The following is a 17,255-nucleotide window of genomic DNA, read 5'->3' as shown; positions in this document are numbered from 1 at the left end:
GCCGGGCGGCCGACTCCCCGGCCGCCCCCGCCGCCCCCGCCGCCCCGGCCGCCCCCGCCGCCCCCGCCGCCGCCCCCGCCCTTCGTGGCGTGCTCTGCCTGGCGGGCGTCGACGAGCGGCCCGAGCCGGACCACCCCGAGATCACCCGCGGCCTCGCCGGCGCCCTCGCGGTCCAGCAGGCCGTCACCGACCTCGGCCTCGACGTCCCGCTCTGGACGGCGACCAGGGACGCCGTCCCGGCGACCCCGCAGGACGGCCTCGGCGGCTACGCCCAGGCCCCGCTCTGGGGGCTCGGCCAGGTCGCCCGGCTGGAACAGCCGCTGACCTGGGGCGGCCTGGTGGACCTCCCGGCCGCGCCGGACGGGCGGACCGGCGCTCGGCTCGCCGGCCTCCTCACCGGGGCGACGGGCGAGGACCAGGCCGCGATCCGCGGCGACGCGGTGTTCGCCCGCCGGCTGGTGCGCGCCCGGCCCGGCCCGACGCCGCCGCGCTGGCGGCCGTCCGGCACCGTCCTGGTGACCGGCGGCACGGGCGCGCTGGGCGCCGAAGTGGCCCGCTGGCTCGCCCGGGAGGGCGCCGGGCACCTGGTGCTCACCGGCCGCCGGGGCGCCGACGCACCGGGCGCCGAGGAGCTGGCCGCCGAACTGGCCGCGCTGGGCACCGAGGTGAGCATCGAGGCGTGCGACGTGGCGGACCGCGCCGCGCTCGCCGCCCTGCTGGCCGGGCTCCCGGCCCCGGTCACGGCCGTGGTGCACGCCGCCGGGGTGCTCGACGACGGCGTGCTGACCGCGCTGACGCCCGGGCGGCTCGCCGAAGTGGCCCGGGCGAAGGCCGCCGCCGCGCTGAACCTGCACGAACTGACCCTCGGTACCGAGCTGTCGGCGTTCGTCCTCTTCTCCTCCGTGGCCGGCACGCTGGGCAGCGCCGGCCAGGGCAACTACGCGGCGGCCAACGCGTTCCTCGACGCGCTGGCCGAGCGCCGGGTGCGGGACGGCCTGCCGGCCACCTCGATCGCGTGGGGGCCGTGGGCCGGCGCGGGGATGGCGGCGGGCGACGGCGCCCGGCAGAAGCTGGCCCGGCTCGCGGTCGAGCCGATGGCGGCCGGGCCCGCCCTCGCGGCGCTGCGCACGGCGGTGGACGCCGGCGCCGCCACCACCGTGGTCGCCGACGTCCGCTGGGCGCGGCTGGCCGCCGGGGGAGCGCCGCTGCCGCCGATGCTCGCCGACCTGCCCGAAGCCCGGCCGGAGTCCGCCCCGAGCGGCGCGACGGCCGGCCCGGGCAGCGCCACGACCGGGCTCGCCGCCCTGCCTCCCGCCCAACTCGACCGGGCCCTGCGCGACTTGGTGGCGGCCACCACGGCCCGGGTGCTGGGCCACCGGGACGCGACGGCGGTCGTCGCCGACAAGCCGTTCCGGGAACTCGGCCTGGACTCGCTCACCGCGGTCGAACTGCGCAACGCGCTGGGCACCGCCCTCGGCGTCACCCTGCCCCCGACCCTCGCGTTCGACCACCCGAACCCGCAGGCGCTCGCCGCCCATCTGCGCACCCGGCTGCGGGACGACACCGAGCAGCGGGCCGACCGGTCCGCGGCCGGTGCCGATCCCGCGGAGGACCTCGTCGCGATCGTCTCGATGGACTGCCGGTTCCCCGGCGGCGTCGCCGGTCCGGAGGACTTCTGGGAGCTGCTGCGCACCGGGCGCGACGCGGTGTCCGAGTTCCCCACCGACCGCGGGTGGGACCTCGCCACCCTGTACGACCCGGACCCGGAGCGGTCCGGCACCAGCTACACCCGCCACGGCGCCTTCCTGGACCGGCCCGACCGCTTCGACGCGGCGTTCTTCGGGATCGGCGAGCGCGAGGCGGCGGCGATGGACCCGCAGCAACGGCTGCTGCTGGAGATCGCCTGGCGGGCGGTGGAACGCGCCGGCCTGGACCCGCTCGGTCTGCGGGAGAGCCGCACCGGGGTGTTCATCGGCACCAACGGGCAGGACTACCTGTCGTTCGTCCGGGAGATCCCGGACGGCCTGGACGGCTACCTGGGCACCGGCAACGCGGCCAGCGTGCTCTCCGGCCGGCTCGCCTACACCCTGGGCCTGCGCGGTCCGGCGCTCACCGTGGACACCGCGTGCTCGTCCTCGCTGGTGGCGCTGCACCTCGCCGCCCGGTCGCTGCGCCAGGGCGAGTGCTCGCTGGCGCTGGTCGGCGGGGCGACGGTGATGTCCGGCCCCGGAGTGTTCGTCGACTTCAGCCGCCAGCGCGGACTCGCCGAGGACGGCCGCTGCAAGGCGTTCGCCGCGGGGGCCGACGGCACCGGGTGGGGTGAGGGCGCGGGCGTCCTGGTGCTGGAGCGGCTCTCCGACGCGCGCCGCAACGGGCACCCGGTGCTCGCGGTGCTGCGCGGCAGCGCGGTGAACCAGGACGGCGCCAGCAACGGCCTGACCGCGCCGAACGGGCCCGCCCAGCAGCGGGTGATCGGCGAGGCGCTGGCCGACGCCGGTCTGACGCCGGCCGAGGTCGACGCGGTGGAGGCGCACGGCACCGGCACCCGGCTGGGCGACCCGATCGAGGCGCAGGCCCTGCTGGCCGCCTACGGGCAGGAGCGCCCGGCCGACCGGCCGCTGTACCTGGGCTCGGTGAAGTCGAACATCGGGCACACCCAGGCCGCCGCCGGCCTCGCCGGGCTGATCAAGATGGTGCTGGCGATGCGGCACGGGGTGCTGCCCCGGACGCTGCACGTGGACGCGCCGTCCCCGCACGTGGACTGGTCGTCCGGCGCGGTGTCACTGGTGACCGAGCCGGTGGCGTGGCCACGGACCGACCGGCCGCGCCGCGCCGGGGTGTCCTCCTTCGGGGTCAGCGGCACCAACGCGCACGCGATCATCGAGGAGGCCCCCGAGCCGGAGCCCGGGCCGGCCCCCGCCCCCGCGGCGGACCTCGCGACCGGCTCCGTCGCCACCACCGGGACCGCCGCAGCGGCCGCCGGCGTCCTCGCGCTGCCGGTGTCCGCCCGGGGCGCGGACGCGCTGCGCGCCCAGGCCCGCTCGCTCCGCGCCCACCTCGGCACCCACCCCGACCAGACGCTCGCCGACCTCGGCTGGTCCCTCGCCACCGGCCGGGCCGCGCTGACCCACCGGGCGGTCGTCCTCGCCGAGGACCGGGCCGGCTTCGACGCCGGCCTCGCCGCCCTCGCGGCGGACCGCCAGGTGCCCGGGGTGATCACCGGCCGGGTGGCCGCGGACGGCGCGGTGGCCTTCCTCTTCACCGGGCAGGGCAGCCAGCGCCCGGGAATGGGAAGGGAGTTGTACGAGGCGTTCCCGGTCTTCCGGGCGGCGTTCGACGAGGCCTGCGACGGGCTCGAAGAGCGGCTCGGCCACTCCGTCCGGGGCGTGCTGCAGGCCGGCCCCGGCTCCACCGGGGCCGCCCTGCTGGACCGGACCGGGCACGCCCAGGCGGCGCTGTTCGCGCTGGAGGTCGCCCTCTTCCGGCTCGTGGAGAGCCGTGGCCTGGTGCCGGACGTGGTGGCCGGGCACTCGATCGGGGAGCTCGCCGCCGCCCATGTGGCCGGTGTGTTCGACCTCGCGGACGCCACCGCACTGGTCGCGGCCCGGGCGCGGCTGATGGAGGAGCTGCCGCCCGGCGGCGCGATGACGGCCGTCGAGGCCGGGCCGGACGAGGTGGCGGAGCTCGTCGCCGAGCGTGCCGACCGGCTCTCGGTGGCCGCGGTCAACGGCCCCGCCGCCACCGTGCTCTCCGGCGACGAGGACGCCGTCCGGGAGGTCGCCGCCGTGCTGGCCGCCAGGGGCCGGCGGACCAAGCGGCTGCGGGTCAGCCACGCCTTCCACTCCCCGCACATGGCGGGCATGCTGGCCGCGTTCCGCGCCGAGGCCGAGCGGATCGCCTACCACCCGCCGGTGATCCCGCTGGTCTCCAACCTGACCGGTGCGGTGGTCGGTCCGGCCGAGGTGGCCGGCGCCGACTACTGGGTGCGGCACGTGCGGGAGCCGGTCCGGTTCGCCGACGGCGTCCGGACGCTGGAAGGGCGCGGGGTGCGCACCTTCGTCGAACTCGGGCCGGACGCCGTGCTCACCGCGATGGTCCAGGACTGCCTCACCGATCCCGGGGCCGCCGCGGCCGTCCCGCTGCTGCGGGCCGACCGCCCGGACCGCGCCGCGCTGACGGCCGCGTTCGCCCGCCTCCACGTACGGGGACTGCCGGTGGACCTGACCGCCCCGGGCGGTGGCCGCCGGGTGGACCTGCCGGTCTACCCGTTCCAGGGCCGCGGCCACTGGCTGTCCGCGACCCGCTCCACCGCCGTGACCGGCCGGCCCGGGGCCGGGAACGGCACCGGCCGGGAGGCCTTCACCGGACAGGAGCCGGCCGGCAGCCCGCACACGAGTCCGCACACGTATGTGCGGCCGGGGGCGAAGCCGGAGGAAGCCGAGACCGGGAGCGAGACGCTGCGCCGACGGCTCCGCGAGGCGCCGCCCGCGTCCCGGACGGCGCTGCTGACCGAGGTGGTGCTGGATCAGGTCGCCGCCGTGCTCGGCGATCCGGACGCGCCCGCCGGGCCGGCCGACACCTTCACCGAACTCGGGCTCAACTCCCTGGGCGCGGCGGAGCTGCGCACCCGGCTGCACGAGGCTACCGGGGTCCGGCTGGCCCCGTCGGCGATCGTCGAGTGCCCGACGGGCGCGGCGCTGGCCGCCCTGCTGACCGAGCGGATCGTCGACGCGCCCCCGGTGGACCCGACTCCGACTCCCCCTCAGGCTCCGACTCAGGCTCAGGCTCAGGCTCCGGCCCCGAACGGGTCCGAGACCCCGCTGGTGGCGCTGTTCCGGCAGGCCAGCCTGGCCGGCCGGGCCGGCCAGGGGCTGCGCCTGCTCGCCGCCGCCGCCCACCTGCGCGACGAACCGGACGGCCCGGACCGCCCGGACCGCCCGGACGGACCGGACACCCCGGCGTCGGCGCCGCCCGCACCGCGGAGCGCCCGCTTCGCCGAGGGACCGGCCGGACCACCCCTGGTCTGCTTCCCCTCGCTGGTGGCACCCGCGCACGCCTACCAGTACGCCCGGTTCGCGACCGCGTTCCGGGGCCGCCGGGGCCTGACCGTGCTCGCGCCGTCCGGGTACGCGGCCGGTGAGGCACTGCCCCGCACCCTGGCGGAGTTCGTCGGCCGCCAGGCGGCCGCCGTCCGCGCGGAGCACGGCGACCGGCCCGTGGTCCTGGTGGGCTACTCGTCGGGCGGCTGGGTCGCGCACGCCGTGGCCGGAGCGCTGGCGCAGGAGGGAGCGGCCCCGGCCGCCGTGGTCCTGCTCGACAGTCACCTGCCGGGCAGCCCGGGTCTCACCGCCCTGGAGTCGACGCTGTTCACCGCCCTGGCGGACCGCGCGGAGCTGGTGGAGGCGACCACGGACGCCGGACTGAGCGCGATGGGCCGTCACTTCGACCTGTTCCGCGACTGGCGGCCGGCGCCGGTGGCGAGCCCGACCCTGCTCGTCCGGGCGACCGAGTCCCTCCCCGGCACCGCGGCCGACCGACCGGTCCCCGCGGCGTCCTGGCCCACCCGGCACACGACGGTCGACGTGCCGGCAGATCACCTGACCATCATCGGAGACTCCGGACCCTCGACCGGCCGTGCCGTCGAGTCGTGGCTGTCCGGATCGGTACCGGAGGAAGAAGCACCGCGATGACCACCGAATCCACCCCGCCCGCACCGGCCCCGGAGGCCGACACCGTGTTCGGTCCGACGTTCATGCAGAACCCCTATCCCTCCTACGACGTCCTGCGCACCGAGGCGCCGGTCGGCCGGCACGTGGTGAAGACGCTCGCCTCGGAGGTCAACGCCTGGGTGGTGACCCGGCACGAGGACGTCCGGGCGCTGCTGGCCGACCAGTCGCTGTCCAAGGACGCGCTCGGCCTGCCCCGGATCATCGAGCGGCACGCCCTGCACCCCGACGGCTCGGCGGGCAGCAACCCGCGCAGCATGCTCTTCAGCGACCCCCCGGACCACACCCGGCTGCGGCGGATCGTCTCCAAGGCCTTCACCATGCGCCGGGTCGAGCAGATGCGGCCGTGGATCGAGGAGTTGGCCGACGATCTGGTCGAGGACGTCGTGCCGGGCGCGGAGTTCGACCTGGTCGAGCAGATCGCCCTGGCCTTCCCGATCTACGTGATCGGCGCCCTGCTGGGCGTGCCGGTGTCCGACTTCGCCGATCTGCGCCGCTGGAACGGCGTGCTCACCAGCGTCCGGTCCACCGCCGCCGAGAAGCGGGAGGCGGTCGGGCTGGCGTACGGCCACTTGGCGGCGGTGGTCGAGGCCAAGCGCAAGGAGCCCGCCGACGACCTGGTGAGCGCGCTCATCGACGCCGAGGACGACGGCAACCGGCTGGACGGCGGCGAACTGATCTCCAGCCTGTTCCTGCTGATGAACGCGGGCTACGAGACGACCGCGAACATGATCAGCAGTGGCGTGCTGGCGCTGATCCAGCACCCCGACCAGCTGGGCCGGCTCCGGGCCGACCCCACCCTGCTGGCCGGTGCGGTCGAGGAATTCCTGCGCTACGAGAGCCCCTTGAACCTCGCCACCATCCGCTGGACCACCAAGCCGGTCCAGGTGGGCGAGGTGACCATCCCGGCGGACGAGATCGTCTTCGTCTCGCTCTGCGCCGCCAACCGGGACCCGGCGGTCTTCGCGGACCCCCACCGGCTGGACGTGGGCCGCACCAGGAACCAGCACTTGTCCTTCGGCCACGGCATCCACCACTGCATCGGCGCCCCGCTGGCCCGGCTGGAGGGCGAGGTGCTGTTCGGTCGCCTGCTGAGCCGCTTCCCCCGCTGGGAGCTCGCGGTGCCGGCCGACCGGCTGGTCTGGCGGCACAGCCTCCAGTTCCGCGGGCTGGAGAGCCTGCCCGTCCTGCTGTCCTGACCGGCACCCGCCCGGCCCACCCGGCCCGCCCGGCCCGTTCCGTACGACCGAGCGTGCCCGACACATCCCGACCGACACATCCCGACCAACAGATTCCGACCGACACATCCCGATCGACACATTCCGACCCGAGAGAGACGAGATCACGATGACCGACAACGCGGTAGCCGGCACGGCGGTGGGCGAGGGCAAGGTCGCGGCCTTCTTCGACGCGTGCGCCCGGGACGCCTTCGACGAGGCGGTCGCCTGCTTCGCCGAGGACGGCGTCTGGAGCGTGGCCGAGGGGCCCGAGCCCGGCACCACCTACCGGCGCGACGAGATCCGGGACTACCTGGTGGACCTGGTCAAGAAGCGCGAGGAGTTCGGCGACCAGGGGATCGCCCTGGTCTTCGAGCCGGCCGTGGTCGTGGGGGACCGCCAGATCATCGAGTTCACCCTGCGCGACGCCACCGGCCGGGTGCTGGACCGGGGCGTGGACCTCTTCACGCTCAAGGACGGCCTGATCCTCGTCAAGGACGTGTTCCGCAAGGCCTGACATCCCCGGTACCCGACATCCCCGGTACCCGACCACCCCGGTACCCGACCGTCCCAGGGCACCCGACCCCACCCGTCATGACCGCCGGGAGCACCCGGCACCCCTACCGAAGGAACGATGGACAATGTTCGAGAACCTCAGTGAGCACCTGGTCACCTTCGCCAACGACATCGACTTCGAGGACCCGAAGGTCGGACAGAGCGGCACCTACGTGGCGGAGCTGCGCGACCCGTCGGGTGCCGCGATCGGTACGGTCGACGGCTTCTACAAGATCGTCACGCGCCGCGAGAGCGACGACGAGCTGATGACCTGCATCACCGAGAAGATCGCGCTCGCCGACGGCGACGTGCACGTCGAGGCCTGGGCGCGGTTCAGCAACCTGGTCTCCGGTGAGTGGCTCTACTGCCCGGTGGTCGGCGTGAGCGGCAGCTACGCCGGGCGCACCGGGGTCCGCCAGTGGCGCCCGGTTGACCCCGGCAAGGTCGCCGAGGCCAAGCTGGTCTTCTTCTCGACCCTGCTCTCCTGACCCGGACGCATGGACACGACTCCGGACACGGCCGGTTCCGCGGGCCCCGCGAGGTCCGCGGACCTCGCGGGCTTCGCGGGCAAGGTCGTACTGATCACCGGTGGGGGCGGCGGAATCGGTTCCGCCGCCGCCCGGCGGTTCACCGCCCAGGGCGGTCACGTCGTGCTGGCCGACATCGACCGGGCCCGCGGCGAGGCGGTCGCCCGGGAGACCGGCGCCCTGTTCGTCCGGGCGGACACCGCCGAACTGGCCGACAACGAGCGGCTGGTGCGGGCCGCGGTCGACCGGTTCGGCGGCCTGGACGCCGTCTGGCTCAACTCCGGTGTCCTGGCCGGGAGCGCGATCGGCGACGGGTTCGATCCCGAGGCCTACCGGCGGCTGCTCGCGGTCAACGTCGACTCGGTGGTCTACGGGGTGCAGGCCGCGCTCCCGGCGCTGCGGGCCCGTGGCGGGGGCTCGATCACGGTCACCGCCAGTACCACCGGGCTGCGTCCCTCGCCCGACGTGTTCTACGCCGCCTCCAAGCACGCCGTGGTGGGGCTGGTCCGGTCGCTGGCGCCGGCCCTCGCGGGCGACGGCGTCACCCTCAACGTGCTCTGCCCGGGCGCGGTCGAGACGCCGCTGATCGCCGGGCGCCTCGCCGCCTGGCGGGCCGCCGGGGTGGCGGTGGCCGCCCCGGACCTCGTGGTGGACGCGATGGCCGTCGCCGTGCGGGACGGGCGCACCGGACAGGCGTGGGTCGTCGCGGCGGACACCGGCATCACCCGCTTCGAGTTCGCCGACCTGGTCGTCGCCGGGGAGGGCCGGCTGCGCTTCGCCGACGGCCGGGTGACCAGCACCACCGCCGATCCGCACGGCGACGGCGGCCACGACGCTCCGGGCGACCCGCCCGGCGCCCGCCCCGGCGACCCGGCGGCCGCCCCCGCCGCCCCGCCGGCCCCGGGTCGGTGACCCGGGGCCGGCCCCTGCCCACCGTCATGAGATGAGGACCCGAATGCTGTCCATCAAGGCCGCCGTCGCCCGAGGCAAGGGCGGGCCGTTCACGGTCGAGGACGTCCTGCTGGAGCCGCCCCGGGCCGACGAGGTGCTGGTCCGGCTCGTCGCCACCGGCCTGTGCCACACCGACCTGCTGGCGCTGGACCAGATCCTCCCGCCGGGCCTGCCCGCCGTCCTCGGGCACGAGGGCAGCGGTGTGGTCGCGGCCGTCGGCGCGGGGGTGACCTCGGTCGCCCCCGGCGACCCGGTGGTGCTGGCGCCGATGAGCTGCGGCTCCTGCCGTCCCTGCCTCACCGGCCACCCGATGCACTGCGCGTCGTTCCTGCCGCTCAACCTGCGCGGCCGGCGGGCGGACGGCTCGACCGCCTACCGGGACGCGGACGGCGCCGAGATCAACGGGCACTTCTTCGGCCAGTCCTCCTTCGGGGACCACGTCGTCGCCCACCGGCGCAGTGTCGTGAAGGTCCGTGAGGACGCCCCGCTCGAACTGCTCGGCCCGCTGGGCTGCGGGCTGCAGACCGGCGCGGGCGCGGTGCTCGGGGTGTTCGCGGCACCGCCCGGGAGCAGTCTCGTGGTGTTCGGCGCCGGGCCGGTGGGGCTGGCGGCGGTGATGGCGGCCAGGATCGCCGGCTGCTCACGGATCATCGCCGTCGACCTGAACCGCGCCCGGCTGGACCTCGCGCTCGAACTCGGTGCCACCGACGTGCTCGACGGCGCCCAGGACGGCGTGGCGGCCGCCGTGGTCCGGCTCAGCCGGGGCGGTGTCGACTTCGCGCTCGACGCGGTGGGCCTGCCGCGCACCGCCCGGGCCGCCGTGGAGTCGCTGGCGGTCGGCGGAACGGCCGGCATCGTCGGGTCGGCGGGCACCGGGCAGGACCTCTCGGTCGGGCTGGTCCAGCTGCTCGGCCGCACGGTGAAGGGCATCCTCCAGGGCGACAGCGTCCCGCAGCTGCTGATCCCGCAGCTGCTGGACTTCTTCCTGGCGGGCCGGTTCCCGCTGGACCGGCTCGTCCGGTCGTACCCGCTGGCCGACATCAACCGCGCGGTCGCGGACTCGGTCGCCGGAGCTGCCGTCAAACCGGTACTGCTGCACGGCCCGGCGCCCGCCTGAGCCCGGTGCGGGTCCGGATCCCGGTGCCGCCCGGCGCCCGCCTGAGCCCGGTGCCCGCCCGGTGCCCGCCGGGTGCCCGCCCGCCCCTACGGGCCCGGGCGGGCACCCGCGCCTCCCGCGCCTCCCGCGCGACCTACAGCGCGTAGGGCCGGTGCGTCCGGGCGAAGGCCGCGGCGTCCCAGTCGCCGCCCAGCTCGGGCGCCAGCGAGGCGGCGGCCAGCGCGGCGAAGTCCGGCGCGCCGCCCGCGTGCGCCGGGAGGGCGCCGAGCAGCGGAGCGTCCGCCGACCGGGGCAGGTCGGCGAGGTTGCAGCGCTCGGCGAGCCCGGGGCGCTGCGGCCAGGAGCCGACGACGACGCCGGCCAGCGGCAGCTCGCGCGCCCGCAGGGCCTCCGCCGTGAGCGCGACGATGTTGAGCGTGCCCAGCCCCGCCGAGGCCACCAGCAGCACCTCGGCCGCGAGACCGGCCCGCCGCACCGCGCGCGCCTGGTCGGCCAGCGTCCGGCCCTCGTCGTCGTAGTGCACCAGCAGTCCGCCGGCGCCCTCGACCAGTACCAGCTCGTGCGCCGCGGCCAGCGCCGCGACCTCCGCCGCCACCTCGTCGGGCGATACCGGGGGCAGTCCGGCGCGCCGCGCCGCCGTGTTCGGGGCCAGCGGCTCCGGGTACCGGGCCAGCTCACGCGTGGTCAGCCGACCGGCCGGCGCGCCCGCGGCCGGGCCGGCGGCGAGGCGGCGGACGTCGTCCACGTCGCCCGGCTCGCCGGCGGCCAGACCGGTCTGGCCGGGCTTCAGCACCGCGACCCGCGCGCCGCCCCGCAGCGCCGCCGAGGCGACGGCGGCGGTGGCGACGGTCTTGCCGACCTCGGTGTTGGTCCCCGTGACGAACAGGATCCGCGCGCTCATCCGGCCACCGCCGCCGCCGTCACGGCCGCGGCGATCCGCGCCACGTCCTCGTCCTGCGTCACGTACGGCGGCATCGTGTAGAGGAGGTCGCGGAACGGCCGCAGCCAGACGCCCTCCCGGGCGGCGGCCTCGGTCGCCGCCGCCACGTCCACCGGGTGGTCGAGCTGCACCACCCCGATGGCCCCCTGCACCCGTACGTCCCGGACCCCGGGCAGCTCGGCGGCGTCCGCCAGGCCGTCCCGCAGGCCGCCCTCGATCCGCTTCACCTCGACCTGCCAGTCCTGGCCCAGCAGCAGGTCGATCGAGGCGTTGGCGACGGCCGCGGCCAGCGGGTTGCCCATGAACGTCGGCCCGTGCGCCAGCACCGGCATCTCGCCCCGGCTGATCCCGTCCGCGACCTCGGCGGTGCAGAGCGTGGCCGCCATGGTCAGGTAGCCGCCGGTCATCGCCTTGCCCAGGCACATGACGTCCGGCGAGACGCCGGCGTGGTCGGCCGCGAACAGCGCGCCGCTGCGGCCGAACCCGGTGGCGATCTCGTCGAAGACGAGCAGCACCCCGTGCCGGTCGCAGAGTTCGCGCAGCATCCGCAGGTAGGCCGGCGAGTGGAACCGCATCCCGCCCGCGCCCTGCACGACCGGCTCGACGATCACGGCGGCCAGTTCGCCCGCGTGCCGCTCCATCAGCGACTCGAACCGCGCCGCGTACCCGGCGTCCGGCGGGGCGTCGAAGCCGGCCGGCGGCTGGGGTGCGAAGAGCTGGTCGGGCAGCACCCCGCCCCAGAGGTGGTGCATGCCGCCCTGCGGGTCGCAGACCGACATCGGGTGGAAGGTGTCCCCGTGGTAGCCGCCGCGCCAGGTGAGCAGCCGCCGCTTCTCCGGCCGCCCGACGGACTGCCAGTACTGCAGGCACATCTTCATCGCCACCTCGACCGCCACCGAGCCGGAGTCGCCCAGGAAGACGTGCCGCAGCGGTTCCGGGGTGATCTCGACCAGCCGGGCGGCGAGCCGTACGGCGGGCTCGTGGGTGAGCCCGCCGAACATCACGTGGCTCATCCGGCCCAGCTGGTCGCGCACCGCCTCGTCCAGCACGGGGTGCCCGTAGCCGTGGATCGCCGCCCACCAGGACGACATGCCGTCGACCAGCTCGCGGCGGCCCGCGACGGGCTCGGCGAGCCGCAGCCGCACCCCGGACGCCGATTCGACGACGTAGGGGGTGGCGGTGCCGGGCATCGGGCCGTACGGGTGCCAGACGTGCGCCCGGTCGAGGGCGAGGAGGGTGTCGGTGGTCAGCTGAGCCATGGTGAGTCTTTCCCTGCGGACGGTCAGGCGTTGGGGGCCAGCTCGGTACCGGCACCGCGCCGGCGGACCCGGACGAGGTCGCTGCGCAGCCCGTCGCCGGTGTTCGCCCCGGCGACGGCCGTCCCGGCCCCGGCGGTCTCGGTGGCCTCGGCGGTGTCCGCCTCGACGGCCGGCGCGGCGTGCCCGCCGCAGGGCCCGCAGCCCCCGGCCTGCTCCGCGGTCGGCTGTTCGGCCGGCGCGGCGTGCCCGCCGCACGGCCCGCAGCCGCCGCCCGTCCCGCACGCGCCGCCCTCGGCGGCGGCCGCGATGTCGGCCCGGTGCCGGGGCAGGGTGGCCTCGCCGGCGCCCTCCACCTCGAAGCCCGCGTCCTTGATCATGTCGAGGTCGGCCTGGCCGGCCTGGCCCTCGCTGGTCAGGTAGTCGCCCAGGAAGATCGAGTTGGCGATGTGCAGGCCCAGCGGCTGCAGCGAGCGCAGGTGGACCTCGCGCCCGCCCGCGATCCGCACCTCGACGTCGGGGCAGACGAAGCGGACCATCGCCAGGATCCGCAGGCAGCGCTGCGGGGTGAGGTTCCACTCCTTGGCCAGCGGGGTGCCCTCGAACGGGATGAGGAAGTTGACCGGCACCGAGTCCGAGCCCAGCTCGCGCAGCGCGAAGACCACGTCGACCAGGTCGCCGTCGCTCTCGCCCATGCCCGCGATCAGGCCGGAGCAGGCGGACAGGCCCGCGCCGTGCGCCTTCTGCACGGTGTCCACCCGGTCCGCGTAGGTGTGGGTGGTGGTGATGTCCCCGTAGGTGCCCTCGGAGGTGTTGAGGTTGTGGTTGTACGCGTCGGCGCCGGCCGCCCGCAGCCGCTCGGCCTGGTTGTCGGAGAGCAGGCCGAGGCAGGCGCAGATCTCGACGGCCGGGTCGGCGTCCTTGATGGCCGAGATGGTGTCGGCCACCCGGTCGATGTCACGGTCCGTCGGGCCGCGGCCGCTGGCCACCAGGCAGACCCGCTTGGCGCCGCCGGCGACGCCCGCCTTCGCCGCCTCGGCGGCCTGGTCCGGCTTCAGCCAGGTGTACTTGAGGATCTCGGCCTTGGAGCCCAGCCGCTGCGAACAGTACGAGCAGTCCTCCGGGCAGAGCCCGCTCTTGAGGTTCACCAGGTAGTTGAGCTTGACCCGGCGGCCGAACCACTGCCGGCGCACCCGCCCGGCGGCCGCGACCACGTCCAGCAGCTCGTCGTCGGTGGTGGCGAGGACGGCCAGGGCCTCCTCGCGGGTGGGGATTTCCCCGCGCAGGCCCTTGGCGGTGAGGGTATCGAGCAGATCCATGAGGCTGATCCTGCCTGCTGGCCGTCGGGCGACGCCAGAGGGAACCCACCAGAAGATCTCCGGGAGGATGTGCGAGTTGTCACAGTGTCACAGCTCACGGTAGTGGTGCAGGTCACGTCCCCCGGGGGCCGGGGTTACCGACCGGTAGTACGGGTGATCGTCAACGGCCCGCCCCCGTGATCTCCACCACCCGCGCACTGCTTAGAATCTGCGCCATGACCACGCAGGGGGAGCGGACCCCGCCATCGGGTGACCAGGAACAGCACGGAGCCGCCCGGCCGGCCGAGGCCCATCGACAGCCGCCCGGGAGATTCGGCGCCCGCCGCGTCGTGGGCTGGGTCGTGGTGGTCGGCGTGGTGGCGGCCGGCGGCTGGATCATCACCCGCCCGGCGCCCGGCGACTGGATACCCGGACTGGGCCCGGCCAGCAAGGACGCCTCCAGCACCCCGCGGGTGGTCGGCAGTCCGCCGCCGCGCGCCGCGACCGACCCCGAGGGCCTCAACGTCGACACCCTCTTCCCCGCCCAGCGGGTGATCGAGGTCGGCGCCTACCGGGGCAAGCGCTCCGGTGTCCGGCAGGGCGAGAGCTGCGCCGAGACCCTCCAGGACCGCGCCGAGGACCTGCTGCGCGACAGCGGCTGCCAGGCCTACCTCGCCGTCAGCTTCGCCGGCCAGGCCCAGCCGGTGCTCAGCAGCGTCACCCTGCTGCGCTTCGCCGACCACGCCGCCGCCGCCAGGGCCGCCGAGACCCTGCGGGCCAAGCCGGGCGCGCTCACCTTCATCCTCCCGGACGCCTCCACCGCCCCCGCCCAGCCCGCCGGCAGCGCCAAGCCCGGCTCGGAGCAGCGCGTCGCGGCGGTCGGCCAGTACGTGACGGTCACCAGCTCGCGGCCCGTCGAGCCGCACGGCGCCCCGCCCGCCCCCTCCGGCCCGCCCACCCCGGTCGGCGCCCCGTCCACCGCCCCGGCCGGCGGCGAGCAGGCGCTCGACGAGGCCACCCGGGCGGTCTCCTACTCGGCGGGCGCGCCCTTCGTCTGGATGTGACGCGGCGGCGGGGCCCACCCGTGGTGGACCCCGCCGCCGTCGGGTGGTCAGCCGTCGAGCCGGTCCACCGAGGTGACCCGCAGGACCGCCCGGCCCTCCTCGTCGGAGCCGTACAGGTCGACCTCGGCGCTGATGCCCCAGTCGTGGTCACCGGCCGGGTCGTCGAAGATCTGCCGGACCTTCCAGGAGGAGTCCTCCTCCTCGATCAGCAGCATCTTCGGGCCACGCGCGTTCGGCCCGGTCCCGAGGTCGTCGTGCTCGTCCCAGTACCCGTCCATCGCCTCCGCCCAGCGGTCCGCGTTCCAGCCGTACTCGCCGTCCAGCTCGCCGAGGGCGTGGTAGTTCTCCAGCGCGGCCAGCTCGACCCGGCGGAACAGCTCGTTGCGCACCAGCACCCGGAACGCCCGCGCGTTGGCCGTCACCGGCGCCGGCTTGTCGTCCAGCGCGACCTCGGGGGCCTGCGGATCGGTCGGGTTGGCCAGCTGCTCCCACTCGTCCAGCAGGCTGGAGTCGACCTGGCGGACCAGCTCGCCGAGCCAGGCGATGACGTCCTTGAGGTCGTCGGTCTTGAGGTCGTCGGGCACGGTCTGCTCCAGCGCCTTGAAGGCGCCGGCCAGGTAGCGCAGCACGATGCCCTCGGTGCGCGCCAGGTCGTAGTGGCCGACGTAGTCCGAGAAGGTCATCGCCCGCTCGTACAGGTCGCGGACCACGGACTTCGGCCGCAGCTCGTGGTCGCCGATCCACGGGTGCGCCCGCCGGTACACCTCGTAGGCGTGGGTGAGCAGCTCCTCCAGCGGCTTCGGGTAGGTGATCTCCTGGAGCCGCTCCATCCGCTCCTCGTACTCGATGCCGTCGCGCTTCATCTCGCCGATGGCCTCGCCGCGGGCCTTGTTCTGCTGCGAGGCGAGGATCTGGCGCGGGTCGTCGAGGGTGGCCTCGACCACCGAGACGACGTCCATCGCGTACGAGGGCGAGGCCGGGTCGAGCAGCTCGAAGGCGGCCAGCGCGAAGGTGGAGAGCGGCTGGTTGAGGGCGAAGTTCTCCTGGAGGTCGAGGGTCAGCCGGACGATCCGGCCCTCCGCGTCCGGCTCCGGGAGCCGCTCGACCACGCCGCCCTCCAGCAGCGAGCGGTAGATGGCGATCGTGGTGCGGATGTGCCGGCGCTGCGCACCGCGCTCCTCGTGGTTGTCGGTGAGGAGCTTGCGCATCGCCTCGAAGGCGTTGCCGGGCCGGCCGATCACCGACAGCAGCATCGCGTGGCTCACCTTGAACCGGGAGACCAGCTGCTCCGGGTCGGCCGCGATCAGCCGCTCGAAGGTCTCCTCGGACCACCCGACGAAGCCCTCCGGCGCCTTCTTGCGGACGATCTTGCGCTTCTTCTTCGGGTCGTCGCCCGCCTTGGCGACGGCCTTGTCGTTCTCGATCACGTGCTCGGGCGCCTGCGCGACGACCTGACCGACGGTGTCGAACCCGGCCCGCCCGGCCCGTCCGGCGATCTGGTGGAACTCCCGGGCCCGCAGCACCCGCACGCGCACGCCGTCGTACTTGGACAGCGCGGTGAACAGCACCGTGCGGATCGGCACGTTGACACCCACGCCGAGCGTGTCGGTGCCGCAGATGACCTTCAACAGCCCCGCCTGGGCGAGCCGTTCGACCAGCCGGCGGTACTTGGGCAGCATGCCCGCGTGGTGCACGCCGATCCCGTGCCGCACGAAGCGGGACAGGTTGCGGCCGAACTTGGTGGTGAAGCGGAAGTTGCCGATGAGGGCGGCGATGGCGTCCTTCTCCGCCTTCGAGCACATGTTGATGCTCATCAGCGACTGCGCCCGCTCGACGGCTTCCTTCTGGGTGAAGTGCACGACGTAGACCGGGGCCTGACCGGTCTTCAGCAGCTCCTCCAGGGTGTCGTGCATGGTGGTGCGGCGGTACTCGTAGAACAGCGGGACGGGCCGGGTCGCCGAGCGGACCACGGTGGTCGGCCGGCCGGTGCGGCGGGTCAGGTCCTCCTCGAAGCGGCGGACGTCGCCGAGCGTCGCGGACATCAGCAGGAACTGCACCTGCGGGAGTTCCAGGATCGGGATCTGCCAGGCCCAGCCGCGGTCCGGCTCCGCGTAGAAGTGGAACTCGTCCATGACGACCTGGCCGACGTCGGCCCGGGCGCCGTCCCGCAGCGCGATCTGCGCCAGTACCTCGGCGGTGCAGCAGATGATCGGCGCGGTCGGGTTGACGCTCGCGTCGCCGGTCATCATGCCGACCTGCTCGGTGCCGAACATCTTGCAGAGGTCGAAGAACTTCTCCGAGACCAGTGCCTTGATCGGCGCGGTGTAGAAGGTCCGCTTGCCCTCCGCCAGCGCGGCGAAGTGCGCACCGGCCGCCACCAGGCTCTTCCCCGACCCGGTCGGCGTCGCGAGGATGACGTTGTTCCCCGACACCAGCTCGATCAGGGCCTCCTCCTGCGCCGGGTACAGCGTGATCCCGCGCTCCTCCGCCCAGGCGGCGAACGTCTCGTACAGCGCGTCGGGGGTAGCGGGCTTCGGCATCAGATCAAGGAGGGTCACCCGGCTATCTTGCCTGCTCGCGCACACCCCGGGCAAAGCCCGGGGC

11 protein-coding genes are annotated in these 17,255 nt (G+C 75.2%); 7 read left to right on the top strand and 4 right to left on the bottom strand.

Features of this window, described 5'->3' with window-relative positions:
* The 6 genes from ACFWA9_RS20705 to ACFWA9_RS20680 all read left to right on the top strand — a co-directional run.
* Window positions 1-5,690: type I polyketide synthase (locus ACFWA9_RS20705; RefSeq protein WP_380388748.1), on the top strand; the 5,690-nt coding region annotated here is incomplete at its 5' end.
* Entirely contained in the window at window positions 5,687-6,925 is a 1,239-nt protein-coding gene (locus ACFWA9_RS20700; protein WP_380388746.1) for a cytochrome P450, read from the top strand. The genes ACFWA9_RS20705 and ACFWA9_RS20700, both read left to right, overlap by 4 nt.
* Window positions 6,926-7,073: 148 nt before the next feature.
* Window positions 7,074-7,460 (top strand): nuclear transport factor 2 family protein, encoded by a 387-nt coding sequence (locus ACFWA9_RS20695; RefSeq protein ID WP_352294862.1) that lies wholly within the window; start codon window positions 7,074-7,076, stop codon window positions 7,458-7,460.
* 124 nt (window positions 7,461-7,584) lie between these two features.
* Window positions 7,585-7,986: a hypothetical protein gene (locus ACFWA9_RS20690; protein WP_329486217.1), complete on the top strand. Its 402-nt coding sequence runs from the start codon at window positions 7,585-7,587 to the stop codon at window positions 7,984-7,986.
* A gap of 9 nt (window positions 7,987-7,995) precedes the next feature.
* The gene (locus ACFWA9_RS20685; RefSeq protein WP_380388744.1) at window positions 7,996-8,937 is read left to right on the top strand and encodes an SDR family NAD(P)-dependent oxidoreductase; all 942 of its coding nucleotides are present in this window, start codon (window positions 7,996-7,998) and stop codon (window positions 8,935-8,937) included.
* 31 nt (window positions 8,938-8,968) lie between these two features.
* A complete protein-coding gene (locus tag ACFWA9_RS20680) occupies window positions 8,969-10,093 on the top strand; it encodes an NAD(P)-dependent alcohol dehydrogenase (protein WP_380388742.1) in 1,125 nt (374 codons plus the stop codon).
* A gap of 133 nt (window positions 10,094-10,226) precedes the next feature.
* Here ACFWA9_RS20680 and bioD read toward each other — a convergent pair whose 3' ends face one another.
* The 3 genes from bioD to bioB are packed head-to-tail and all read right to left on the bottom strand — an operon-like array spanning window position 10,227 to window position 13,608.
* The gene (bioD, locus tag ACFWA9_RS20675) at window positions 10,227-10,994 is read right to left on the bottom strand and encodes a dethiobiotin synthase (RefSeq protein WP_380388740.1); all 768 of its coding nucleotides are present in this window, start codon (window positions 10,992-10,994) and stop codon (window positions 10,227-10,229) included.
* Window positions 10,991-12,292 carry an adenosylmethionine--8-amino-7-oxononanoate transaminase gene (locus ACFWA9_RS20670; protein WP_380388738.1) on the bottom strand — a complete coding sequence of 434 codons (1,302 nt, stop codon included), beginning with the start codon at window positions 12,290-12,292 and terminating at the stop codon, window positions 10,991-10,993. Before ACFWA9_RS20670 ends, bioD begins: the two co-directional genes overlap by 4 nt.
* A gap of 23 nt (window positions 12,293-12,315) precedes the next feature.
* Window positions 12,316-13,608, bottom strand: coding sequence for a biotin synthase BioB (gene bioB / locus ACFWA9_RS20665; protein WP_380388736.1), 1,293 nt, complete (start codon window positions 13,606-13,608; stop codon window positions 12,316-12,318).
* 215 nt (window positions 13,609-13,823) lie between these two features.
* Between bioB and ACFWA9_RS20660 the strand changes: the two genes are divergently transcribed.
* The gene (locus tag ACFWA9_RS20660) at window positions 13,824-14,651 is read left to right on the top strand and encodes a hypothetical protein (RefSeq protein WP_380388735.1); all 828 of its coding nucleotides are present in this window, start codon (window positions 13,824-13,826) and stop codon (window positions 14,649-14,651) included.
* 47 nt (window positions 14,652-14,698) lie between these two features.
* Here ACFWA9_RS20660 and ACFWA9_RS20655 read toward each other — a convergent pair whose 3' ends face one another.
* Window positions 14,699-17,191 (bottom strand): DEAD/DEAH box helicase, encoded by a 2,493-nt coding sequence (locus tag ACFWA9_RS20655; protein WP_380388750.1) that lies wholly within the window; start codon window positions 17,189-17,191, stop codon window positions 14,699-14,701.
* Between the last annotated feature and the right edge of the window lie 64 nt (window positions 17,192-17,255).

Origin of the sequence: Kitasatospora sp. NPDC059973 (genome assembly GCF_042737525.1) — a bacterium.
GTDB lineage: Bacteria > Actinomycetota > Actinomycetes > Streptomycetales > Streptomycetaceae > Kitasatospora.
This window is presented reverse-complemented; position numbering and strand designations above follow the sequence as displayed.